General features: G+C 60.3%; 20 protein-coding genes and 1 pseudogene. 8 read left to right on the top strand and 13 right to left on the bottom strand.

All coding sequences use genetic code 11. From position 1 onward, the window contains the following. Positions 1-327: pseudogene (locus B9A19_RS17420) on the top strand (IS4 family transposase); the annotation flags it as partial. Positions 328-368: 41 nt separating this feature from the next. Here the strand turns inward: B9A19_RS17420 and B9A19_RS17425 are convergent. The 13 genes from B9A19_RS17425 to B9A19_RS17485 form a co-directional block, all read right to left on the bottom strand. Then, positions 369-1388, bottom strand: a complete 1020-nt coding sequence (locus tag B9A19_RS17425; protein WP_084092441.1) for a type II secretion system protein GspK — start codon at positions 1386-1388, stop codon at positions 369-371. A gap of 1 nt (position 1389) precedes the next feature. Continuing rightward, on the bottom strand, positions 1390-2028 hold the full coding sequence (locus B9A19_RS17430; protein ID WP_084092442.1) for a prepilin-type N-terminal cleavage/methylation domain-containing protein: 639 nt from the start codon (positions 2026-2028) through the stop codon (positions 1390-1392). Beyond that, positions 2028-2453, bottom strand: a complete 426-nt coding sequence (locus tag B9A19_RS17435; protein WP_084092443.1) for a hypothetical protein — start codon at positions 2451-2453, stop codon at positions 2028-2030. Before B9A19_RS17435 ends, B9A19_RS17430 begins: the two co-directional genes overlap by 1 nt. Next, entirely contained in the window at positions 2453-2860 is a 408-nt protein-coding gene (locus tag B9A19_RS17440; protein ID WP_084092444.1) for a prepilin-type N-terminal cleavage/methylation domain-containing protein, read from the bottom strand. The genes B9A19_RS17435 and B9A19_RS17440 overlap by 1 nt, the downstream gene beginning before the upstream one ends. 11 nt (positions 2861-2871) lie before the next feature. Next, positions 2872-3381 carry a type II secretion system major pseudopilin GspG gene (gene gspG, locus B9A19_RS17445; RefSeq protein WP_084092445.1) on the bottom strand — a complete coding sequence of 170 codons (510 nt, stop codon included), beginning with the start codon at positions 3379-3381 and terminating at the stop codon, positions 2872-2874. After that, on the bottom strand, positions 3381-4580 hold the full coding sequence (locus B9A19_RS17450; protein WP_084092446.1) for a type II secretion system F family protein: 1200 nt from the start codon (positions 4578-4580) through the stop codon (positions 3381-3383). The genes gspG and B9A19_RS17450 overlap by 1 nt, the downstream gene beginning before the upstream one ends. Before the next feature lie 23 nt (positions 4581-4603). Continuing rightward, positions 4604-6364 (bottom strand): GspE/PulE family protein, encoded by a 1761-nt coding sequence (locus B9A19_RS17455; RefSeq protein WP_217807106.1) that lies wholly within the window; start codon positions 6362-6364, stop codon positions 4604-4606. 75 nt (positions 6365-6439) lie between these two features. After that, positions 6440-7003 (bottom strand): hypothetical protein, encoded by a 564-nt coding sequence (locus tag B9A19_RS17460; protein WP_084092448.1) that lies wholly within the window; start codon positions 7001-7003, stop codon positions 6440-6442. An 89-nt stretch (positions 7004-7092) separates the two neighbouring features. Then, entirely contained in the window at positions 7093-8934 is a 1842-nt protein-coding gene (locus B9A19_RS17465) for a hypothetical protein (RefSeq protein WP_084092449.1), read from the bottom strand. Positions 8935-9506: 572 nt separating this feature from the next. After that, complete coding sequence (locus tag B9A19_RS17470; protein WP_176217000.1) at positions 9507-11909, bottom strand: secretin GspD/PilQ domain-containing protein; 2403 nt, start codon at positions 11907-11909, stop codon at positions 9507-9509. Positions 11910-11975: 66 nt separating this feature from the next. After that, positions 11976-12419, bottom strand: a complete 444-nt coding sequence (locus B9A19_RS17475) for a hypothetical protein (RefSeq protein WP_084092451.1) — start codon at positions 12417-12419, stop codon at positions 11976-11978. After that, a complete protein-coding gene (locus B9A19_RS17480; protein WP_084092452.1) occupies positions 12413-13222 on the bottom strand; it encodes a hypothetical protein in 810 nt (269 codons plus the stop codon). The genes B9A19_RS17475 and B9A19_RS17480 overlap by 7 nt, the downstream gene beginning before the upstream one ends. Positions 13223-13259: 37 nt before the next feature. Beyond that, on the bottom strand, positions 13260-14342 hold the full coding sequence (locus B9A19_RS17485) for a hypothetical protein (RefSeq protein WP_139798940.1): 1083 nt from the start codon (positions 14340-14342) through the stop codon (positions 13260-13262). A gap of 434 nt (positions 14343-14776) precedes the next feature. Between B9A19_RS17485 and B9A19_RS17490 the strand changes: the two genes are divergently transcribed. From B9A19_RS17490 to B9A19_RS17520, 7 genes are all read left to right on the top strand, one after another. After that, positions 14777-15382, top strand: coding sequence for a methyltransferase domain-containing protein (locus B9A19_RS17490; RefSeq protein WP_084092454.1), 606 nt, complete (start codon positions 14777-14779; stop codon positions 15380-15382). Continuing rightward, complete coding sequence (locus B9A19_RS17495; RefSeq protein ID WP_217807107.1) at positions 15379-16203, top strand: ABC transporter permease; 825 nt, start codon at positions 15379-15381, stop codon at positions 16201-16203. The genes B9A19_RS17490 and B9A19_RS17495 overlap by 4 nt, the downstream gene beginning before the upstream one ends. Continuing rightward, the gene (locus tag B9A19_RS17500; protein WP_084092455.1) at positions 16193-17506 is read left to right on the top strand and encodes an ABC transporter ATP-binding protein; all 1314 of its coding nucleotides are present in this window, start codon (positions 16193-16195) and stop codon (positions 17504-17506) included. Before B9A19_RS17495 ends, B9A19_RS17500 begins: the two co-directional genes overlap by 11 nt. 86 nt (positions 17507-17592) lie before the next feature. Next, a complete protein-coding gene (locus B9A19_RS17505) occupies positions 17593-19041 on the top strand; it encodes a methyltransferase domain-containing protein (RefSeq protein ID WP_245804376.1) in 1449 nt (482 codons plus the stop codon). 55 nt (positions 19042-19096) lie between these two features. Further along, positions 19097-20272, top strand: a complete 1176-nt coding sequence (locus B9A19_RS17510) for a glycosyltransferase family protein (RefSeq protein ID WP_084092457.1) — start codon at positions 19097-19099, stop codon at positions 20270-20272. Between the two features lies 1 nt (position 20273). Next, positions 20274-22442: a glycosyltransferase gene (locus B9A19_RS17515; protein WP_084092458.1), complete on the top strand. Its 2169-nt coding sequence runs from the start codon at positions 20274-20276 to the stop codon at positions 22440-22442. Beyond that, complete coding sequence (locus tag B9A19_RS17520; RefSeq protein WP_084092459.1) at positions 22442-23722, top strand: glycosyltransferase WbsX family protein; 1281 nt, start codon at positions 22442-22444, stop codon at positions 23720-23722. Before B9A19_RS17515 ends, B9A19_RS17520 begins: the two co-directional genes overlap by 1 nt. Positions 23723-23788: the final 66 nt, after the last annotated feature.

Consider the following 23788-nt stretch of genomic DNA (forward strand, 5'->3'; position numbering starts at 1 on the left):
CGCAGCAAGCAACCGGCCTTGGTGCGTCAGGAGTTGTGGGGCGTGTTGATTGCCTACACCTTGTTGCGACGGCTGATGCGTCTGATGGCGGAGCAGCTGCAGGTGGCCCCGCAGCGAATCGGCTTTCATGTTGCAGCGATGGCGATCATCGATCTACTGCGCTTTGCGCCCTTGGAGTCTGCTGGAAACCTGCCTAAACGACTGGCATTGCTCTTTGAACAGGCACGGTTATTCGTGCTGCCGCCTCGGCGCGAGGGGCGGACTTATCCTCGAGTGGTCAAACGGCGTTCGGCGAAATACCCAAACAAAAATGCCAGTCAGGCTTAACTGACTGGCATTACGCGCGATGCGGGCTTTTTCATGCTGTCTCAAAAGCTGGCAAACGGGTCTTTCTTGAGTTCTTCTTCGATATCGATGCGATAGGCCGATACGTTGGGCATTTTGAGCAATGCCTTGCGCTCGACCGCACTGGCCAGCCGGAATTCTTGCAGATCGTTGCTGCGCCAGCCGTGCGTATCGCCATCCGGCGTGATCGTCATGGTGCTGCGCCAGGCGCGGCGACTGTCGGGTACGGCGATGGTGATGACCACCGTGGTGGAGGGGAACAGCACCGCTTTGTGGGTCTGCAGCATGTCGACCGCTTTCACATAGGGGCTGGCCAACACGCGCATTCCTTCAGTGCTCAGATCCTTGCGGGCCTGGATGAAGTTGCGTGCTTCTTCATTCGACATGCCCAATGCCGCGACCAGCGTGCGCCACGTCGCCGTTGCCGGGTTGACGCCGGTGCTGCTCGCCAGTACTACGTGGTTGAGGATGGGGTCCTCTTCATTCCACAATGCGGCAGCATCGCCCCAGCCGTAGACGCGTGCCAATTCGGTGGTGGAGACCAGTGGCTGGTTGCGTGGCGGCAACATGTGCCTGGCGAGATATTCACCCTTCTCGGCGCCTTGCAGGCGGCGCAGGTCGTCATCGTCGACGTAGTCTTCCAGCGTGTCGAGCAGGGTGGCGTTGGCTTCTGCCTTGATGCCATACGTGGTCAGCAAGGCTTCGCGCCACATGCGGGGTGCTGTCTGCAGGTTGATCAGGCCGCGTGCATCCTGCAGCGATAGTGCCATGCCGTTGCCCATGTCATACCAGCGGCCATCCAGCCGGATGGCGATTTCGTTGCCGCCGAGCCCGATGGCAGTGCGTCGAGTCGTTGCGAGCAGAAAATCGGCCTGGGCAATGGCGTCACGCGCTTGTTTTTCCTGTCTGGCAAAGTCTTGCTCGGCAACGGCCAGATGCAGTGCGGTGGAAATGCGTTGGCCCACATAGGCGCCCACCAGCGCCAGCAGGGCCAGCGCCGCGATGGTCATGACGAGAATGTAGCCGGAGTGTCGCTGGCGCATGTCAGGGCCCCAACTTGTCTGCGCCGATCAGGAAGCTGGGCGGCGTTTTGTCATCGCGCCACGGATCGCTGCTGACGCTGGCCAGCCAGTAGCTCACCTGGCGGGTGTTGTTATCGCTCATGACCTTGAGTGCGATTGCCTGTGGCACGTGTTCGTCCGGCTGGGTGAGGCTGGTCCAGTTGCTTAGCGGTTTGCCGGCCAGGTTGTAGTACTCGAAGCTGGCCGTGCCTTCGGCCCAGCGTGCCAGCTCTAGCTTGCTGCCGTCCTGCCCGGTGTAGTTGAGCACAGTGACGCCATCATCCAGTTTTTGCAGCCGTAGTTCGACTTGGGTAGGGGCGTCGACCGCTGAGGCGCTCAGCGGGTGCAGCGTGAGCGCCCGAAAGCCGGTTTCATCTGCGTCAAAGTGTTCCTGCACGCCAGCCTTGAGTGGTTGCAGCCCGGCAATGATCTGCCGGTACCACAGTTGCTGGCGTGTGCTCTGCTCGCCGGAAATCACTTCGGTGCTCAGTTTTTCGCGGATTTGCAGCACATAGAATGAGGCGCCCATCAGCAAGGTCATCACCAGCGCGGTCATCACCAGCGCAACCATAACCTCGATCAGCGTAAAGCCCTGCTGGCGCAGCGTGAGCGTCGTCCGCATCAGAAAGGCGCCTTGAAGCTGCGCGCCTTGAAGCCGCGCAAGACGATGGCGCTGTCCTCAAACCATTGTTGATCTGCTTGCTCCGGGTCACGTACCTGGTAGGTGTATTGGTACAAACGTGCATCGTAGCCGCCATAGCCACTCGGGTAGCCGGTTTGTGGCGCGGTGGACAGCATTTTGCGCTGCCAGCTGATCTTGAGCTCGCCCAGAGTAAGGTCTCCCTTGTCGGCAGTGCCGTCCGGCAGGCTGCGCATGAAGTCCTGTGTCATACGCATCGCTGCCATGCGCGCATACTCGCTGCGCAGCCGCATCACCGAGTGCAGACCGCTTTCGGCCCACAGCACGATGGCCACACCGACCGAGGTGACCAGCACCAGCGCCACCAGCACTTCAAGCATGACGAAGCCGTTGCGATGCACGCGCATTACAGATCGCTCTCGACCGGCATGCAGTCTGGTCCGGTGATCTGGTAGCGTGCGGCGGCTACGCCTTTGTCGTCGCTGATGTCTATGGTGGTGGTCGAGCACATCTGCTGGGCGGAAATACGCAGCGGCGGTGTGAAGCTGGCTTGCCAGTGCTCCGGCAAGGACAGAATGTCCTCACCACCTGCCGTACGCGGCTCGGTGAGTTTGTCGAGTACGATGGCATCGCCCGACAGCCGGGCCCAGCGCGGCAGCTGGGCGAGCTGGCCTTGGAACTGGTCCAGCGCAAAGCGCCGGCTGGATCGTTCCAGCTGGCCGACGTAGTTGGGGGCAACCAGGCCGATCAGCAGGCCCAGCAGGGCCAGCACGACCATGATTTCAAGCAGCGTGAAGCCTGCCGCCTTGCGCATGGCCAAGCTGCTTATTTGCCCTGCTGCTGCAGGTCGTCGCTGGTGGTGGTGCCGTTGCTGTTCTTGGGCAACATGCCAACATCGGCATCATTGCCCTCGCCACCCGGCTTGCCATCGGCGCCGAAGGAATAGATGCCGAACGGGTGGCCATTCGGGCCCGGTACTACGTATTGGTAGGGGTTGTTCCAAGGGTCATCCGGTAGCTCGTCTTCCAGATACGGGCCTTTCCAGCGTTTGGCCAGCTTTTCATCGCTGGGGCGGGTCACCAGCATGCGCAGGCCTTGCTCTGGCGTCGGGTAGGTGCCGATATCAAGGCGCATGGTTTCCAGCGCGCCGCGCAGTTGCTTGACCTGTGTGGCCGCGGTTTGCACCTTGGCGGTGTCGACACGCGCAAACAACTTCGGGCCGACCAGGCCGACCAGCATGCCGATGATGACCAGTACCACCAGCATTTCCAACAGGGTAAAACCGCCTTGGCGGTGTGCGCGGGCATGTAGGGCCCGGACGCTTGCGTATTTCATCAGAACTTAACCTCTGTCAAACTCGTCATCGCCAGCACCACGCCGACCATGACAAAACCAATTACCACGCCCAGGATCAGGATGCTGGCCGGCTCGATCAGCGACACCACGCGCCGCTGCAGCGACTGGTTCTTGTCGCTCCAGTAGTGGGCCACGTGTTGCAGCATCGGCCCCAGCTCACCCGATTGCTCACCCACACGGACCATGGAAAGCGATGTAGGTTCCAGCAATTGCTGGTGCTCGATCGCTTGCGACAGCTTGCGGCCGCGATTGACCTGCGTGCGCACGTCTTCCAAGCGCGCTGCCGTCTGGCGCAAGCGCACCGAACCGGCGGCCAGCTCAAGTGCACCCAGGATGGCGACGCGGCTTTGCAGCAACATCGCCAGGCCGTTGGTCCAGCGCGCGGTTTCGCCGCTATTGATCCATTCGCCGATGATGGGCAAGCGCGCCGCACCTTCGATGATGCGCAAACGCAGCGCATCGTTGCGCGATGCCGCCACGATGCCGACCACGAGTGCGACCAGTGCGACGATGGCCTCGACAAAATGGGCATTGAAAAACATGCCGGTACGCAGCACCACTTCCGAAATCCACGGCAGATTCTGGATTCTACCCTTGAGCAGGCCGGCGAAACGGGGTACGACGAAAGAAAAAATGAACAGGATGGCGATGGAGCCGGTGCTGACCAGGATGATGGGGTAGACCAGTGCCTCGCGCGTTTGCGAGCGCATCTTGGCGTCGAATTCCATCTGGTCTGCGGCGCGATTGAGCGCCAGCCCCAGGTTGCTGGTGGCCTCGCCGGCGCGCACCATGGCAAACACGTATTCCGGCAGCGCCAGACCGGTCTTGCCCAAGGCGGTGGAGAAACCTTCGCCGGCGTGGATGGCTGTGAGCATGCGGCCCAGCGGTACTTGCAGCGGCGTATCGCGGCTGGCGTCCTTCAGCGTTTCCAGCGCTTCTGCAAGGCTGATGCCGGCATTGGCCAGGGTGGACAACTCGCGGATCAGCACCACCAGATCGGCGTGACCAACCTTGCCACGACTGCGGCGGACGGGCTGGGCGCCTGCCTCCTTGAGCTCGAATACCAGCAGCAGCCGGTCTTCCAGCTGGCGCATGGCGTCGTCGGCGGATTCCGCATTTACCTGGCCTGTTTCTACGCGGCCATCTGCCGCTGCGGCACGAAAACTGTATTCCGGCATTGCTCAGCCTCTCCGTTGCCGCATCATGCTTCGGCCCCGCGTTGCGATACGGCAGAGCCGGCTACGGCAAAGACTTCTTCCAGGCTGGTCAGCCCGCGCGCAGCCTTGATCAGGCCGTCTTCGTAGAGGAAGCGGAAATCATCGTTGAGCGCACGTACCAGATCGTAGTGTGACGGCGATGGCTGGCTGAGCACGGCACGGATGCGGTCCGAGGCGGGCAACAGCTCGTAGATGGCGCTACGGCCGCGATAGCCGGTATCCGAACACGCCGTGCAGCCGACCGGCTTGCGGAAGCGCCATTCGCTGCGCGGCACCTTGAGCTTGTCGAGCGCCTTGGCAGCGTAATCCGGCAGGATGTTGCTGACGTCCAGCGGCTGGCTGCAGTGGGTACACAGCTTGCGCACCAGACGCTGCGCAATCACACCGCGTACCGTAGCGCCGACGAGGAATTGCTCGACGCCCAGATCGGTCAGGCGCAGAAAGGCGGTGGCGCTGTCATTGGTGTGCAGGGTGGACAGCACGCGGTGGCCGGTGAGCGACGATTGCACCGCGATGCGCGCGGTTTCGACGTCACGAATTTCACCAATCATGATGGTGTCCGGGTCATGACGCAGGATGGAGCGCAGCGCGGCCGGAAAGGTAAAGCCGATTTCGCTGTTGGCCTGGAACTGCGTCACGCCATCGATCTTGTATTCGACCGGGTCTTCGACGGTGAGGATGCGCTCGCGCTCGCGGTCGCACGCCGACAGTGCCGCATACAGTGTGGTGCTCTTGCCCGAGCCGGTCGGGCCGGTAACGAGGATGATGCCGTCCGGCATGGTCATCCAGCTCTGGAACATGGCCAGATGGTCTTGTTCGAAGCCGAGGATATCCAGCGAGAAGCGTTTGTTCTGTGACACCGGCAGCAGACGCATCACCAGCGATTCGCCACGCACCGAGGGAATCACCGACACGCGGATATCGGTTTCCACACCGGCTGAGCGGCTGGAAAAGCGGCCATCCTGCGGCAAGCGGCGTTCGGCGATATCCAGGCCGGATACCAGCTTGATGCGGCTGACGACGGCATCGAAGCGGTCGCGCGGGTAGTGTTCGGTAGCCTGCAGCACGCCGTCCACGCGGTAGCGCACGACAAAGCCGTATTCAAGCGGCTCGATGTGGATGTCCGAGGCGGCCTTGTCGGTCGCGCGGGCCAGCACGCCGTTGACCAGTTCCACCACCGGCGCATCTTCCGCCAGCCGGCGCAGATCCTGATCACCGCTGCGGTTTTCCTGGCCGTCGCGATACACCTCACCCAGCAGACGCTCGAAGTCACGCTGGGCAATCAGCGCCCAATCGCAGCCCTGGCCATCCAGCAAATGGCTGAACAGGTATTCCTGCAGACCGGAATCGAGCGGATCACGGCTGATGACCAGCGGTTTCCGCCCATCGCGCGGCAGGACGAGGAAGGCAAAGCGCAGCGCCAAAGCGCGACTGATGCGCTGCGCGGAATGGAGCACCTGCATGCCCTGCGCAGCCTCGGGGTGGCTGGCAGCATCGAATACCGGAAAGCCCAGCTGCGCGCTGAGCACCTCAAGCAAGGTGAATTCCGAGATCAGCCCCAGCCGGATCAGGATCGCACCAAGACGATCGCCGGCGCTGTCGCGCTGCAGGGCGAGGGCTTTGTCCAGGGCGGATTGATCAAGCGCTTGGCGACTGATGAGCAATTCGCCCAGGCGGGCTGCAGGTTGCATTTCTAGGTTGGTGCTGGGGTTGGAAGCCATGGCCGCGATTGTAGCATTACTCATGTTGCCAGCCTTGCCCAGCGGCCAGTGGAAAAGCCATCGGCGGCTGCATTGCTGCAGCCGGCGAGGGGGGCGCTGCTATTTTTTGGCTGCTTTGCCAGCCTGGTCGGCGTCCTTGCTGCACAGCAGCTTGTGGATGTGCGCGGCCCAGTCAGTCGGCTTGAACGGGATTTCAGCAGTAAAGCCATCGATATCTTCCTCGTGCGGAATGCCCAGATATTGCGAGGGTTTGATATCGGCGACGTGCTTGAGTTCACTGCTTTCAAGCTGGATCACTTCGGCATTGTGCAGCCATTTGGCGTTTTCGGTGGTGCAATCGAGGCGCAGCGCGGTTTTGATGTAAAAACCATCGCGCGCGGTGCTGATTAGTGCGGATATTTCGGTCTGCGTTGCACCGTCCGCAATGCGCTTGCGTTCAGCATCGACTTGGCCGATTTTCAGCCACGTGCTTTTGGGAGAGGTTAGTTCGGCACTGCCAAGCTTGGCATAGCCGCTGGGGTCACTCGTTTTACCGGCTGCTTCAAGCGTGTAAGCACCATAAGTCTTGGTCTGCGGCTTTTCATTCCCTGTGGGCGCAGCAAGGGCGCATGCACCACTAACAAGAATGAGGAAAGCGGGGATCTTGGTTTGGAGGGCAAACATTGGAGGCCACCATTGAAATGTAGATACAAAAAAACCGGGAGGTTGCCCTCCCGGTTTGACCTGCAACAACTCAGTTTGGTGCGAAGGGCTTAGTTGCCGCCGTTCAGACCAACTTGAGCGTCTTGATCTTGGTACTGACCTTCCGAAGCCGGAGCGCGGTTGGTGGTGCCAGTGAAGTCAACGCCTTGGCTGCCCGAAGCTTCGATGAAGTTCTGCGAAGCCGGGTTGTACAGGTAGTTCTGTACGCGCAGGGTGTCGCCGTTGTCCGAAGTGATACGCAGACGCGGAGCATCGCCAGCGTTCGACGGGATGCCGGTAGCGTCGTTGTTGGCAGCAGTCGGGTGAGCCGGCAGGCTGGTCAGCTTGCTGTCCACCACGTCCGGGGTCAGGTTAACCACAGCGCGCGGAGCCAGTGTTGCAACCTTGCCCCACTTGCCATACAGGCCGGTAGCCAGGATGTACTGACCGTATACGTCAACAGTGCGTGTTTCGCTGTTGTTGATCAGGCGCAGCACCGACAGCCAGCCGTCCTTGCGGGCGTTGGATGCGTAGTTGCGAACGTCGATCTTCAACGAGCCGGACAGGGCGTACAGCGGGCCCTTGCAGAAGTTGTTCTGCTCATTCAGGTCGGTACCCGCAGCAGCCTTGACCAGAGTCGCAGCGTCAATATTGAACGAACTGCCCGGAATGATCACGTTACCCGGCACGCTGTAGCAAACGTGTACCGGGTTGTTACCCACGGTGGCGACCGGGTGATCCGGAGCGTTCAATGCGTGGCTCAATGCACCCGCTACGTTAGCCGTATCAAGAGTCAGTGTGATCGGGCCTGCTGCGTTGCTCGAGGTGATAGCGACTGTCGAGTTGGGGACAGCAGCCGCGCAGCTGGAGAGGTCCGAAGACAGGAACAGCGAACCGCCAACCACAAAGCCTTGCGATGCCGAAACCTTGATGTCGAATTGCTTGACTTCGACCTTACCGGTGTTTTGTACGGCAGTCGCGCCAGCCAAAATGCCCGGGGCAGGAGCGCCAGCGTCCGAAATCAGGTACGGTGTGGATACGTCGCTATCATTACCATTCGCATTCTGCTTCAGCGAAACATAGCCAAGGTTGACCTTTGTGGCGCTGATGTACGATTGATACTGGTTATTTGCATCCGGGGCCACGCTTGCGCCCGAACCCGAGAAACCCACGTTGCCGCCAGAAATATCCAGCTTGGCATTGCCAACCGACTTGGTCACTTGTACCAAGATGTTGGTCGGGAATGTAACCAGGGTTGCGGTGTTGGTCGCGCCCGAACGAACGTGTTCGTCAGGTGTTGCGTTGCTGTCGGTTGCCAGCGACGCCGGCGAGGTCAGGGCAGTGTAGTGCTTGACGCTGACCGGAAGAGTCTTGACCGAAGTATCGCACTCGGTGACCGCTTGTACGACTGTGTACAGGTTGTTCACAGTCGGCTTCGTGCCCGCAGCAACAGCCAGGGAAATCTGCGGCTGACCAATGTTGCGGCCTGCCTTGATCGTGATTGTTGCGTACAGAGTGGTCTTGTCTGCGCTCAGGGCCAGAGCGTCAACCGAGTAATCCGCGGCGACCAGCTGTTGACCAGCATTAGCACCTGCTTGCGGAACGATTACGATGTTCGAATCAGGAACGGCCGGGGAAGCAAGGGTATTTGCTGCGCTGTTACCTGCGGTTGCCCACTTGGCACCGCCGCCCAGAACAAACTGGATCTGGAAGGTCTGAGCTTGCGAAGTTGCGTTTACGTCACCAGAAAAACGGTAGGTAATCGTCGGTGCGTTTACGGCTTGGGTGTCTGTCGTGATGACTTCACGAGCGATCGACAGCGACGACGACTGGATTTGGCCGGCGAAGCTGCTAGCTGCAGCGATGGTAGCCAGCGCGCCTACGACGAGGCGGGAAATCAGCTTTTGGTTCATGGTTTGCTTAGTCCTCAAACTTAATGCATTCGAATGCATGCCAACCTGAGCAGGTTTGTGCGCATGCCGCCTAGCTAATTCGGCGATGCAATATTAACTGCACGGATTGGTCCAATGCAACTTGTTTGCCGGGCAACGCTAGGATTTAAGGGGTTTGGCTAACGCCAAACTGTCATTTCCTCGCAGCGGCGTGCAGTGCGCCAGCCACTTTGATAGTAGGCGCGAGGCAAGCCACTGACCCGGCATTGCCCGCTCTGCCCGACACGACAAAGCCGCTGACATTGAGATTAATTCACCTCTGCCGTTACTGCCAAACTAAACTTTGCACAGGGTAGCGCGGTGCTGAGGGCATGTGACTGCATTCACATGCAGCATGGATAGGGCTGAGCAAGGGGGGGGGTCCCCATGCAGCATATCAATATTAGTGTGCGCTTATTCTTTTAGCAGAAACAGGGACTTAGTGTGTGTGCTTCGCGCCAGGGTTTGGGCGGCTTGGCGTGGCAGGCCAGGTACGGTGCCACGAGCGGCTGGGCAATGGGTGTTGCTGTGCTGCAACACCTCTGCCTGCTGGGTTACTTGTTCAGGCTACCTTTCAGTGCTTCCAGCAACTCCTTTTTCAGTGCTTCGTCAGTGACGGATTTGCCTTTGCTGGGGTCACCAGACACGTCCTGTGTTTGATTCCGAGAGGGGCTTGTCGATGCCTGCGGCGTGTTGCTTGCAGCATTGCTCGCGTTACTATTTACGCTGGGCGCTTCCACGCTGATCTGGGTGCTGAGGCCGCCATCCGCATCGTTGCTGGTGTTGGTTTTCGGTATGTATGGTCTGGCTTTGTTGCCACTGGTCGATGGCGTGTTTTCGCTGGGCGTGCTTTGCTCGCCGGCATTGCGTTTGGGTGCTTCGCGGAACAAGCTGCCCGACCATGGGAAGCGATTGCGGAAAGCATCGGAAATCGATTGGGTATCGAAATCGTCTTCGATTGAATACGCAGTAATCAGCACGATCAGTTCGGTACGGTCGGTTGATTTGCTGTCGCTTTTGAACAGCAGTCCGAGGCCGGGAATGTCTTTGGCATATGGAACGCCGGAATTGGTATTGTTGCGGTTATCAGACATCAGGCCGCCCAGCACGACGGTATTGCCGTCCAGTACGGTGAGTTTGGTATCTACTTTGCGGGTTGAAATGGTGGGGGCCAGCGCAGTGCCGCCTTTAACCTCCGCTACAGTGCTGACTTCCTGGCTGACGTTCAGATCAATCCGTCCGCCGGCATGGACGACCGGCTTGACCTTGAGGATGACGCCGGTGTTGCGGTATTGAATGGTTTGCAATACGCCACCGGTCGAGCTGCCGCTATCGGCATTCGATTGCTGGCTGGTGATGGTGGGGACTTCCTGGCCGACGGTAATGGTGGCTTCTTCGCCGCTACGGGTGAGGATGGTCGGGTTGGATAGCACGCGCGCTTTGGTGGCGGTTGCCAGCGCATTCAGGATGACCGCAGGAGAGGTGCTTTCGCCCAGGGTGAGTGAAAGGCCGCCGATGCCCTTGGTGGCAAATGCCCCTGCTGTGCCGATATTGCCGGTCAGTCCACCCAGCTTGATATTCTTGATCAGCCATTCAAAGCCCAGTTGCTCGCCATCCTGCAGGCGAACTTCGGCAACCGAAACGGTAACCAGTGCACTCTTGGCGGGGCGGTCCAGTTCCTTGATCAGGCCGAACCACTGTTGGTATTCGCTGGCGGTAGACTGGAAGATCAGGCTGTTGGTGGCCTTGTTGACCACGATGCGCGGTGACGCTTTGGTCGTGGCGCTAGAGGCGTTGCCGCTGGTGGTAGTGGTTGTTGCGGCTTGTTGGCCACCATTCATCACTTGCGACAGTGTTGCCGCAATGTCTGTAGCATCGGCATTGCGTACCGGGTAGATGAAGTAGTTGCCGCTATTGGCCTGAGAGGGTTGGTCCAGCTCTTCGGCCCATTTCAACGTATGGTCGAGGGTGGCTTGGCTGGCCGCAAATACCAGCACCGAGTTGATGGCTGGAATGGGCACCAGTACCACGGGTGCGCTGCCACTTGCGGTGGTTGAGTTGTAGTAGCCCTCAGCATTCAGGATGTCGTTCAGTCGCTTGGAAAGTTCATCAGCAGTCCAGTAAACGGGTGTGATGCGCACGCTTTGTTTGCCGCGCATCATGGGCTGATCGAGAACTTGAAGTGCCTGCAGTGCAGCGGAAACGGTCTGGGGTGTGCCGCCCAGCAGCAACGCGTTGCGCGTCGGGTCTTCCTGCAGGTTTAGTTTGTCCTTGAACGCGGTGCGCAGCCAGTTGCTGGCATTTGAAATGTGGGTGTTTTCCAGCTCTGCCAGGTAGAACAAGGGGCGCAACGTCTCTGGTACTTCCGGCAGGGCGCGGCCGCGGCGGATTTCCGGTAGCGAGCTGGTATCGGCGGCGTCCGGGACGAAGCGGGTCAGGCCCGGCAATTCCTGCACCACGATGCCGTAAGAGCGCAGCACTGTCTTGGCAGCGGTGTAGAGTTCCGCATTGTTCAGCGGCTTGCCGGTTTTCATGCTGACCAGGTCACGGCGTTGTGCCACCACCGGGTCGATGTTGATGGTCTTTTTCAGGATGACGCCAAAGACCGAATCAATGAACTGCGGCAGCGGCATGCTGTTGAAGGCAACGGCTGATTCCTTGCCGGCAACGTTCTGCTCGGTATAGGCCGGCGAGACCGCTAGCGGCGGCGCCTTGCGGGTGGGCACGGTCGGGGTCTGGTAGAAGCGGTTGGCGTTCGGGTCAGTCTGTTGCTTCTGGTCCGGGGCGCCGGTCACCTCGGGGCGCTCGCGCGGCGGCAGTTCGGGAAAGGCGTTGTCCAGCCACTGGTTCTGGCTTGCACACCCGCCCAGCATGCTGATCGCCAGCAGGCTGGCGACGACGGTGCGCAGCCGGGTTTGCGGTACGTTCGGGCTGCGGTGTGGGAGGGTTGCTTTCATCAATTGTGCCTGCATGCTTCTGTATTCGGGTGGGCGCGGTGGCGTTTGGGCTGCTGCCGGCCGGGATTAGTTCAATAGACGGTAGGTTTGTGGCTTGCCGCTGACCGGGCGTACCACGATTTCTTCCGGGCTGACCTTGGTCAGCTTGCCGCCGTCGGGCAGGGTATCGCCAGCGCTGAACGGCTTGAGTTCACCCTTGGGCCCGCTCAGCAGCACGTAGGCGCTCTTGCCCTCGCGCACCACGGCAATGCGGGTCCAGGTTTCTAGCGGTGCCGACGCGGCCGCAGCAACCGGGGCGGCACTCAGTGTGCGACCCCAGAGGTCGCTTTGGCCCAGTGTAGTGAGGTCTGCACGCAGGTTGGGCGGGCGGGGGATGTCCAGTTGTGCCTGATGGCGGGTTGCACCAATGACCTTGCCTTCCGGTGGCAGGGCAAAGGTGGCCCAGCAATAAGCGCCAACGGCGGCCCAGATCAGCAGGGCGAGGATGCTGCAACGATAAAAAACTACCATTTCACTTCCACCACGGGTTTGGGGCCGCTGGCCGCGGCGTTGGCCGGCATGCTGGCTGCTGCCGCCGATGCTGCGCTGGCCATGCTGGCCATGCTGGCGGCGCGTGCAGCGGATGCATCGAGTTTTTCGGGGGCGTCGCTCAGGCGGGCCAGGGTCAGGGCCGTCAGCTCGACACGGCGTTCTGCACTGTTGATGGTGATTTGCTCTATGCGCAGTGCGTGATCGGCAGCTTCAAGCTTGGCCAGGGTGCGCGGGAAGGTCGCGGGGTCAAAGGTAAAACGCAGTTGTGCGCGCAATTCAATCAGGCGGCATTGGCTGCGGTCCTTGCATTGCGTGCCTTCTTCGCTGATCGGTGCGCTTGCGTCGCCTGCGGCTGTCGGATTGAAGTAGCGGAAGGTCGGTTGGCTGATGCGCAGTTCGCGCGCGCCGCCTTCCTGCAGGTTCTGGTTCAGCCAGTCGTTGAATTCGGCTTGGGCAATGACGGGGGTGGCAAATTGCCACAGCGACAGGTCGATCTGCTCGCTGGCGCGGTCAAGCTGGGCTTGCAGCGCAATTTGCTGTCCGCTGTGGCCGAGCTGCCGGTGCAGTTCGCTGCTGGTTTTGCGCAGCGAGGCAATCTGGCGCAGTTCGGCGACGCGATAGTCATCCAGCGCGAGCAGTCCTGTGGTGATGCCGATCAGCAGTATGCCGGCCAGCCCCCACTGCAGTCGCGGGTTGGCTGCGAGCTCGGCGCGTAGTTGCTGGAGTTGTTGGGTCAGCTTGCCTGCAGGGCGGGTGCTGTTGGTATGAGGGGAGGATGACATTCTGGTTCCGGATGCGTCTCGATTGCCCTGCCAGGGATCAGTGTTCATTGCCGGCCGGCGCAGTGGCGGCATCCACCGGGAGCTTGAGCTGTATGCGCAGGGTGCCTTGTGGCGGATCGGGCAGCAGGATCACGTCATCAAACAGCGTGGCTTTTTCCAGCATGGCCAGCACGTCGGCGCTCTTGGCCTTCGGGCCCAGTCGCAAGGTGGCAGTCACGTTGTTGCCGCGAAAGTTCCATTCCGAAATGTAAACATCGCTGACCTGGCCGACGATGCCCAGTCGCGCCAACTGGGCCAGCCATTGCAATTGCCGCGGCGACTGGTTGTAGGTGATCAAGGCCTCCGCAGTCGGGCGCAGCTCGCCCAGCGCGCTTTCAAGGCGGGCAGCGTCGCTGGTCTGTGCGCGCAGCTGGCGGATTTGCTGCTTCAGGATGACGGTTTGCTGTTTCAGCCGGTACAGCTGCACACTCTCGGCAACGCCTATGGCGCCGGCCAGCGTGATCAGCAGCAGGCAGAGCAGCAACCAGCCGGGTACGGGCTTTGCCGTTGCGCTGACCGCCCGCCAGCCCGCTGCCGGCTCGGTGTGCAGCGAGGCAATTTGCGGAGTCAGTGGCAGCAAGGTTTGCTCAAGGCCCAGGTCGCGGCAAAACGCGGTCTGCTCTTCTTGTCCCGGCGCTTGGGCAAACCAGCGGGAGCGATAAATGCCCTGCGGGTTGACGCCCTCCAGCTCAAAGCCTTCCGTGCAACGCAAGAGACGCATCCCCTCGGCGGGTGCATCGCGCCAGAGCGCCTCCGGCCATGGTTGGATCTGGCCGGCCGGCAATAACTGCAGGGCCTGCGCATCATCCCAATACCAGACCTGGGCATTCTCGCCGCTGTGTCGATAGGCAAAGCCGATTTGCGAGAACAAGCCCAATTGCTGCAGCCGCAGCTTGATGGCTGATTCCACATGCTTGTTCGGCACGCCGCGCAGCGGAACGGTCACAAAGTGGCAGCGTTGGCGCGGCAACACTTGCGCAGCGGGCAGCAGACCCAGCCAGCGGCCAAAGCGCTGCGCGATATTGCCCGGTGCTGCAGCGATGGCGGTCAGCAGGGGGGCGGATGTTGCGGAGGTATTCACGTTGTCGTTCAACCAGAAGATGACACTAAGGGTTGCTGCTTCGTCGGACTGTGCCGGCAAAAGTTTCGCAAACCACAAGAGCGCACGCGCCCGGGCAAGGCCGGGCGCAAAAAAACGAGGCTGAACTATAGCACCAAATTGGTTAAAAAATGCGCAGGGGCGTGTATTGCCTGCTCGGGTGAGCCCGGTTCGATGTCGGGTTTGTAAGGTGTTGTGGTGGCGATTTTAACATCCACGCAAGCTTGCCCGCTGGCTGGGCAGCCCTTATCATCTCGCGCTGAAATTAGTTGCGAAATTGTCACGCCTCGTCGTGGCATGCCGCTGCTTGTTTGTCCCTCGACCGGGGCGCGAGCCGGAGCCTGTTCGCTGTGCTTGCAGAAGCGATCGGTCGGGGCCTTGCCTTATAGACAATTCAGATTCAGGAAGCTGGCTCCATGCACGGCAGTTCGTTGTACAAAATGAAGATGTTCCGGCAGCAACATTTGGCCGAGTTTGCCGGCAAGCCACTGAAAATTCTTGATTTGGGCAGTACCGAAATCGGTGCCAGCTATCGAACCATTTTCGACGATCCGGCGTGGACTTATACCGGTGCCGACCTGCAGCCTGGCCTGAATGTCGATGTGGTTTTGAAAGCGCCTTATCATTGGCGCGAGATTCCCACCGGGTCGATCGATCTGTTCATTTCTGGCCAGGTATTCGAGCACGTCGAGTATTTCTGGCTGACCTTGCTCGAGATGTCGCGCGTGCTCAAACCTGGCGGTCTGGTGTGCATCATCGTGCCGTCCAGTGGCCCCGAGCATCGCTTCCCTGTCGATTGCTGGCGCTTTTATCCGGATGGCGCACGCGCCATGGGCAAGTTTGCCGGCATGGAAATCCTGAAGGCAGAAACGCACTGGGGCGGCGACGATCCAACCGATGACAGCATGGTGTGGCAGGACACTACGCTGGTGTGCCGCAAACCCGTTTTGTCGAGCTGGGCTGCCTTGCGCCGTTACTGTCGTCAGCGCCTGCAGCACTTTTCGCTCTCGTTGTCGCTGTGAACACTCAGGGGGGCACCGTCTCGGGTTGGCATTTTTTCGGTGGGCTGGTCCAGCAACGGCAGCTGATTGCCAAGCTGATCTGGCGCGAAATGCATGGCCGTTACCGCGGCTCGCTGCTTGGGGTGCTGTGGTCATTCGTCACGCCCTTGCTGATGCTTGCCGTCTACACCTACGTATTCGGCGTGGTCTTCAATGCACGCTGGGGTGTGCAGCAAGCAAATCACGGCAGCTTCGCCTTGCTGCTGTTTGCCGGCATTACCGTGTTTTCGCTGTTTGCCGAGGTTGTCGGCCGGGCGCCCGTATTGATCGTCCAGCAGGCCAATTACGTCAAGAAGGTGGTTTTTCCGCTGGAGGTTCTGCCTGTCGTTGCGGTGGGCGTTGCTGCGTTGCATACGCTGATTACGCTGCTGTTGCTGGTTGTTGCTGCTACGGTGATGACGCATGGGCTGCCGGCCAGCGCATTTTGCATCCCTTTGATTTTTGCGCCGCTGCTACTCCTTTTGTTGGGGCTGGGCTGGATCTTGTCGGCAATCGGCACTTACTTGCGCGACATCGGGCAGGTAATCGGATTGCTGGTGACGGCATTGCAGTTTCTCTCCCCGGTGTTTTATCCGGTGTCTGCCTTGCCGGCTGGCATGCAACCTTGGTTGCGCTTCAACCCGGTTTCCCTGCCCATCGAGGCATTACGCGCAGCCCTGTTTGAGGGGCGCTGGCCTGATTGGGCTGCTCTGGGTGCCTACAGCGTTTGCGCTTTGGGCATCGCAGCTTTGGGTGCTTGGTTGTTTGTACGGCTGCGACCGGGGTTTGCCGATGTCCTTTGATACCAACTGTGCAGTGATCGCAGTCGATGGGTTGAGCAAGTCCTTCCCGGTGTTCGAGAAGCCACATCACCGTTTGCTGGAAGCATTGCTCCATACGCATGGCCGCTGGAGCCGCGAGTTTCATGCGCTGCGCGATGTCAGTTTTGAGGTCGGGCGCGGAGAAACCGTCGGGATTATCGGCCGCAACGGTTCCGGCAAGTCAACCTTGCTGCAGCTGATTTGTGGCACATTGACGCCGACGTCAGGCCGGGCCGAGGTCAAGGGACGCGTTGCGGCCTTGCTTGAGCTAGGGGCCGGCTTCAACCCGGAATTTACCGGCATCGAGAATATTTATCTCAATGCGGCCATTCTGGGTTTGCCGTCGGAAAAGGTAGGCGCGCGCCTGCCTGAGATACTGGCATTTGCCGATATTGGCGATTTCGTGCATCAACCAGTCAAGACCTATTCCAGCGGCATGTTTGTCCGGCTGGCCTTTGCGGTCATTGCCCATGTCGACGCAGATATCCTGGTGATCGATGAGGCGCTGGCGGTTGGTGACGCATTTTTCACCCAGAAGTGCATGCGGTTTTTGCGGCGCTTTCGGGAAAATGGCGGTACTTTGCTGTTTGTCAGCCATGACAGCGGTGCCGTGACAACGTTGTGTGATCGCGCCATCTGGCTGGACAAGGGGCAGATCAGGGCGCAAGGCTCATCCAAATGGGTGACAGAGCAGTATTTGCAAAGCAAATATGCGAGTGATGACCCCTCGCCGAACATTGGCTTGGAACTCGCCGCAGAGACAGCTGCCGATGATGAATCGGCTGGTGGTCAGGGGGGCTTTACTGTCCCGGCCAGCGAACACGCGTTTGGCTCCGGCGAGGCGAAGATTGCACTGGCCAGGCTTGAAACCGAGCAAGGCCAGCCGCTGCTTGCGATTGTTGGCGGAGAGGATGTGGTGTTGCGTATCGAGGCAACAGCGCTGGCCCGACTGGCACGACCGATCTTGGGCTTTTACATCAAGAATCGTCTTGGCCAGGTGATCTTCGGCGAGAATTCGACGATCAGCCCGAACATGCTGGCGCGTGAAGTGGTTGCCGGGGAGTCTCTGGCGGCGGAGTTCCGGTTCCGGATGCCGCATCTGCTGGCGGGCGACTATGTGATTACGGCTGCCATTGCAGAAGGCGATCAGGATGAGCATCGCGTATTGCACTGGATACACGACGCTGCGGTGTTTCAGTCGCAAAGCAAGGTGCTGCATGGCCTGCTGGCCTTGCCCACCAAGGTGGCTGTCTCGCGCGGCGCGGGTGCGGCAGGTGGTGAGTGAAGGAGGGGCAGGGAGTGCTGGAAACGCATGTATATGAGCGTGAAGTCGTGGGCGAGGAGGGCGACTCGCTAAGCCACATCGTCGCCATGCTGACCGAGCCCGGCGACGTGCTGGATGTCGGTACCGGCAGTGGCGCGCTTGGCCGCTATCTGCGTCAGCAAGATGGCCGATTGATTGACGGCTTGACCTATAACCAGGCCGAGCTTGAGCGTGCCCAGCCATTCTATCGTCAGATATGGCTGGCAGACCTGACCCAGCCGCAGGCGCTGGATGTGCTGGGTGAGCGTCGCTACCGATACATTGTCTGCGCCGACGTGCTGGAGCATCTGGCAGATCCCGAAACGGTGCTGGCGGCACTGACCAAGCGATTGGCGGTGGATGGTGAGCTGGTGATCTCCATCCCCAACATTGGATATGCCGGCGTGCTGGCCGAGCTGCTCGCAGGCGAATTCCTCTATCGCAACGAAGGGTTGCTGGACCGTACTCATCTGCGATTCTTTACACGCAAATCGTTGTTGCGCTTGCTGGATGGGGCCGGGTTGGGTGCCACGCAATGGCACTCGGTCGTGCGGCCGCTGCCGTGGAGCGAATTTGCCCCCAAATACCTGGACCATTTGCCCCCGCAGGTGCAGCGCTATCTGTGCGCCCGCGAAGATGCCCATGCCTACCAGTTTATTGTAAAGGCGGCGCTTGGCGTCGATACGACGCTGCAAGAACGGCTGGCGCCACAGAATGCGCCACATTTTATGGCGCAGCTCTACTGGAGTACCGCAGCTGGCGATGCATCGTTTGCAGAGGCGGCGAGTGTCAGGGCATTCGGCATTGCCGGTTTGGGCCGGCAAACTTTGCGTTTTGAGCTGCCAGCCGGCCTGGCGCCATTGCAGGCGCTGCGCATTGATCCGGCAGACCGGCCTGGGGCACTCGAGCTGTTTTCGGTGCGTTTGCGTGCACAAGATGGCACCGTGCTGTGGCAATGGCAGCCACGTGATGGCGGTATTGATGCATTGGGAGGCATGCAGCGCTTGCCAGCCACCCATGGAGAGCAAGCCGCATTCTTCGCAGTGTTTGACGAGGATCCCTGGCTGGTTCTGAAGCTCGGACAGCAAGTGGCTGCGGCGATGATAGAGATCGAATTGTCATGGCCGCAATTGCCGGAGGCGGAGGTGCTGGCGCAAGCGCAGCGCCTGTGCAATGCAGAGCTTGCTCGCCTCGGTGCTGAAAGCGCGCATTATCGCCAAAAGGGGGCGCATTATCGGCAGGTTGCTGCCTGGTATCGTCAGGAGGCGGCACGCAGCAGTGAGGAGGTCGTCCGCAATCGCGAGGAAGCGTCGGCTATGGCGGCGCAGTTGCGGCAGCAAATTGCGGCACAGTCTGAGTTTCTTGAGCACATGAAGGCGCAGAACGCCCGCGATCTGCAGTCGATGCAGGCATTGCAGGAAGAGCTTGCCCATGCCCGGGGCATGCTGCAAGGTGTGCGCGCCAGCAAGCTGTGGCGATTGGGGCGATGGCTGGGCCTCACGAAAATTTCACTCTGATTTGTTAAATTGTCTTAAACAGTCGGGCCAGGCCCGTGTCTATTGGGATCGCAACATGGTTGTCTTTTTTACCAGCATTACCACCAATTACCTGCCCAAGGCACGCGTATTGGCCGAGTCCGTCAAGCATCATCATCCGGATGCGCATTTCATGCTGTTGCTGTCGGATACCCGACCAGACTGGCTGAATCTTGAACAAGAGCCCTTCGACAGTGTTGTCACCTCGGACCAGTTGGGGATTCCTGATTTCTCCCGCTGGGCTTTCATGCATTCCGTGGTTGAACTGTGTACGGCGGTAAAGGGGCCTGCTTTCCGCTGGCTCTTCGAGCAGGGCAAAGCTGACAAGGCCTTTTATCTCGATCCGGACATGGTGGTTTTTTCACCGATGACGCCGCTGATCGACAAGCTGGACGAGGCAAGCGTGTTGCTGACCCCGCATCAGACCGAACCGGAACAAACACCTGGGGCCGTGATCGACAATGAAATCTGCAGCCTCAAGCACGGTGTGTTCAATCTGGGCTTCCTGGCTGTGCGCAACAGCCCGGAAGGCCGCCGTTTCTCCAACTGGTGGGCGGATCGTTTGCTGGATCACTGCTACGACGACATTCCTGGCGGCATTTTTACAGACCAGCGCTGGGTGGATCTGGCCCCTTGCCTGTTCAGCGATATTTTTGTCGTGCGTGATCCGGACTATAACGTGGCGACCTGGAATCTGACCCATCGTGAAGTTGCCGGCACACTGGAGTCGGGCCTGACCGTGAACGGCAATCCGCTGCGCCTCTATCATTTCTCGGGTTTTGACAGCGGAGCCCAGGCCGTCATGCTGAAGAAGTACGGTGGCGATAATGCCACGCTGTGGGCCATGCGCGACTGGTATATCGCCGAGTGCGAGAAGAAAGGCCAGAGCGAGCTTGGGCGCATTCCCTGTGTTTATGGCGTGTACGCCAATGGCGTCAAGGTCGAACAGCGGCAGCGGGTGCTTTACCGTACCCGCCAGGATCTGATCAATGCCTACCCGGACCCGTTCAACTGTGATGACCCGCAACGCAGCTACTATCACTGGTATCAGGTCGCTGAAGCCCAAGATGATCTGGGCGAGGAAAACTCTGCCGAATTGCTGCGCAATGAGCTATACCGCCAGCGTGAAGCGTTGCGCTTGATTCACAATTCCCGCTCCTGGAAGCTGGCACGCAAGCTGGGCTCGGTTGCCCGGGCGTTGCGTCTGGTCTGAGATGGTCTGCGTCGTACTGTTTGCCGCCGATGATGCGGCGGCTACCCTGCGAACTCTACAGCAGGGTATGCAGCATGCCGTGCTGGACTGGCCGCTCCGCCTGATCTGCAGCGAGCGGCAGCACCTTGCCTTGTTGGCCATCCCTGAAGCCGCGGCGTTGTTTTCCCTGCCCGGGGTGGACGTGCTGACGGGTGAACAGGTGCTTGATGCTGCCAGTTTGGGCCAGTGGGGCGATATTGTCTGGCTGGATGCTGGCGTACATCTGCCGTTGGGGTGGGATGCCCGTTTGCAGGCGGCAGCACGGGCTGAGCCGGCGTGCGCCAGCATTTCGCCGCTTTGTAGCGGTTTCCCAATGTATGAGCCGCGCTTTGCCGCGCAGTTTGCCGGCACGGATCTCGCGATGAGAGATCGCCTTTGCGTCAACGAGAGCAGCGGCATGGTTGATGCAACCCCCACGTCGCTGCCGGTTTGTGCATACCTGCGCTCATCCTGCTTGCTTGGCGCCAAGGACACGCGAGATTTGCGTACGACCGAGGCGCGCAGCGCGCTGGGGTGGGCCCTGTCCGCACAGGGCGCGTGCCATGGCCTCTGCGATTGGTTGCTGGTTGAATGGGGAGGCAAGGCAGTTCGCACCAATGTGCCGGAACACCTGCAGCCGCGCGTTAGTTCATATCTGCAGGCCAGTTCGTTGGCGCATCGCAGGTTCGGTACCTCAGCCTTGCCTGCCGGATTGATGGATGGCCGGCTGGTTCAGCTGCATGTCATGCACAGTTGGGGGGGCGGGCTTGAGCGGTGGGTGCAGGATTATTCGGCAGCATCGACCGGTCGGCAGAATCTGGTGCTCAAGTCCATCGGCAGCGTTGGCTTGTATGGTCAGCGTTTGGCGCTGTTTCTCGACATTTCGCATGCCGAACCCATTCAGGTGTGGGATTTTGCCGATGGTATCCGCGGTACTGCACATCACCATATCGAATATGCGCGTGCGCTGCGTGAAATCGTGGAAACCTATATGGTGGATGCGGTTGTAGTCTCATCGCTGATCGGGCATTCGCTGGACGTGCTGGCTACCGGCTTGCCCACATTGCACGTGCTGCACGAGTTTCATCCCTATTGTCCGGCGCTATATATCCACTTCGGTTCAGTCTGCGGTAGCTGCAACGCGACGCGGCTAGCCCGTTGCCATCAGGAAAACCCGGTCAACCACCTGTTCCGCTCGATTCTGCCTGAGGAATGGCTGGCGCTGCGCGCGGCCTATTTCCAGCAGGTCAAGGAAAACAAGGTCAAGCTGGTTGCGCCGTCGCAGTCTGTGATCAACCACTATCAGCAGCTGGTGCCGGATTTTCATACGCTTGAGCCGGTGGTCATTACGCACGGGATGGCTTGGGAAAGCCAGCCGCCCAAGGCGCGTGAGCCTGGCCGGCGTTTGCGCCTGGTAGTGCTGGGTGCGTTGACCGAGCACAAGGGATTGCATCTCTTTGAGGGGGTGCTCGAGCAGGTCAAAGATAGCTGTGAATTCATTTTGCTGGGGTGTGGCGAAAGTGGCGCGCGTTTTGGCGGCCATCCTGCCGTGACCGTCATTCCTCGCTATGACCGCGACAAATTACCCGCGCTGCTGGCGGAGCTGGCGCCCGATGCAGGTGTGCTGATGAGCATATGGCCAGAGACCTTCAGCTACACGCTGAGCGAACTGTTGTGCGCAGGGATTCCTGCGGTGGCCCCCAGCCATGGCGCATACCCGGATCGGATTCGGGACGGCGAGAACGGGTTCCTGTGCACGCCTGTGGCTGAACACTTTGTCGCCGTACTGCACCGATTGCATGCAGACCGCTCCCTTCTGCTGCACGCCCGACAAGCGCTGGCGGGGCAGGCTCACCGCAGTTGTGCGGATATGGTGGCTGATTACGACCGCTTGCTGCCGGGCCGGCCAATGCAGGGCGGCTTTTACCCACAAAGGCGTGCCTACTCGCTGGAAGGCATCTCGCTGGCCAGCCATGGATTCCCGTTGTCAATGAGGCAGGCGCTGTTCAATGCGCATGGTTTCCTGCGGGGCAAGGTCGCCAATACCCCGCGCCTGCGCCGCTGGCAGCGTCGCCTGCTGGGGGGGAGCCTGGAGTTCACGATGCGTGTCATCTACCGGGTCTGGCGCTTGGTCGGCAAGGAACGCTGGTGATGCAGGCGCTGCAGCTGATCGCTTTCCACCTGCCGCAGTTTCACCCGATTCCAGAAAACGACGCGTGGTGGGGCAAAGGTTTTACCGAGTGGCGCAATGTCGTACGCGGCGAGCCCAACTTTGCCGGCCATTACCAGCCTCATCTGCCTGCCGATCTGGGTTTTTATGATCTGCGCCTGGAGCAGGCGCGTGCTGCGCAGGCAGAGCTGGCTGCACGCTACGGTGTAACCGGCTTCTGCTTTCATTATTACTGGTTTGACGGTAAACGGCTGCTGGAGCAGCCGCTTGAGGCCATGCTGGCAGGTGGTGCGCCCGACTTCCCGTTCTGCCTCTGCTGGGCCAATGAGAACTGGACGCGGCGCTGGAATGGTGACGAGCGTAATGTACTGATCGCGCAGTCGCACTCGCCCGAGGACGACATTGCCATGATGCAGGACGTGGCACGGCATTTTGCCGATCATCGCTACATCCGCTTCAATGGCCGTCCGGTACTGCTGGTCTATCGCATCGACATCCTGCCCGATCCAGCTGCAACGGTGCAGCGCTGGCGTGAGGTGTGCCGCGAGCTGGGCGTGGGCGACCCTTATCTGTGCGCGGTGCAGAGCTTCGGCATTGGCGACCCCACCGTGCACGGTTTTGATGCGGCAGTCGAGTTTCCGCCACACGGCATGATTGCCGCCGAATGGCCGGGCAAGCAGATGGATGCGGTGGATGATTTCACCGGGCGCATTTTCAGTTATCCGGATGCCGCGCGCTTTGCGCTGGAAAAACCGGCGGTGGACTATCCGCGTTTTCGTGGCGTGATGCCGAGTTGGGACAATACGGCCCGGCGCTTGCGCTACGGCCATTGCTATTACGGCAGCCATCCGCTGTTGTATCGGGCCTGGCTGGCGGAGGTCATTGAACAGGCACGGCAGAATGACAAGTTGCCGGTGCCGGCGGTGTTCATCAACGCCTGGAATGAATGGGCCGAAGGCTGTCATCTGGAGCCGGACCTGCGCTATGGCAGCGCATGGCTGGATGCGACCAAGGCTGCGCGTGAGCAGGGGCCGGCCCCGGCACCGTTGCTGGCTGCCATGCTGCATGGTCAGCAGCCGGATGCAGCATTGCCTGCCGATGCCGCATGGGCAGATTGCCGCCTGCACGCCGCGCAACAGGCAGTGCCTGCTGCCGGCCTGGCTGGCAGCTTCTACCTGCGTTTGCGTCTGTGGGTGAACCGGCACCAGCGTATCAAGCGTGCATTGATGCCCGTGGCGCGGGCGCTGCGCTGGGTGGAGTAGCAGCGGCCAGGCGATAGCCTGCTTGGGTAGCCCTGCGTTACTTGATGGAAAAAACGCTCGCGTATG

The organism is Andreprevotia lacus DSM 23236 (assembly GCF_900176275.1).
Classification (GTDB): Bacteria; Pseudomonadota; Gammaproteobacteria; order Burkholderiales; family Chitinibacteraceae; genus Andreprevotia; species Andreprevotia lacus.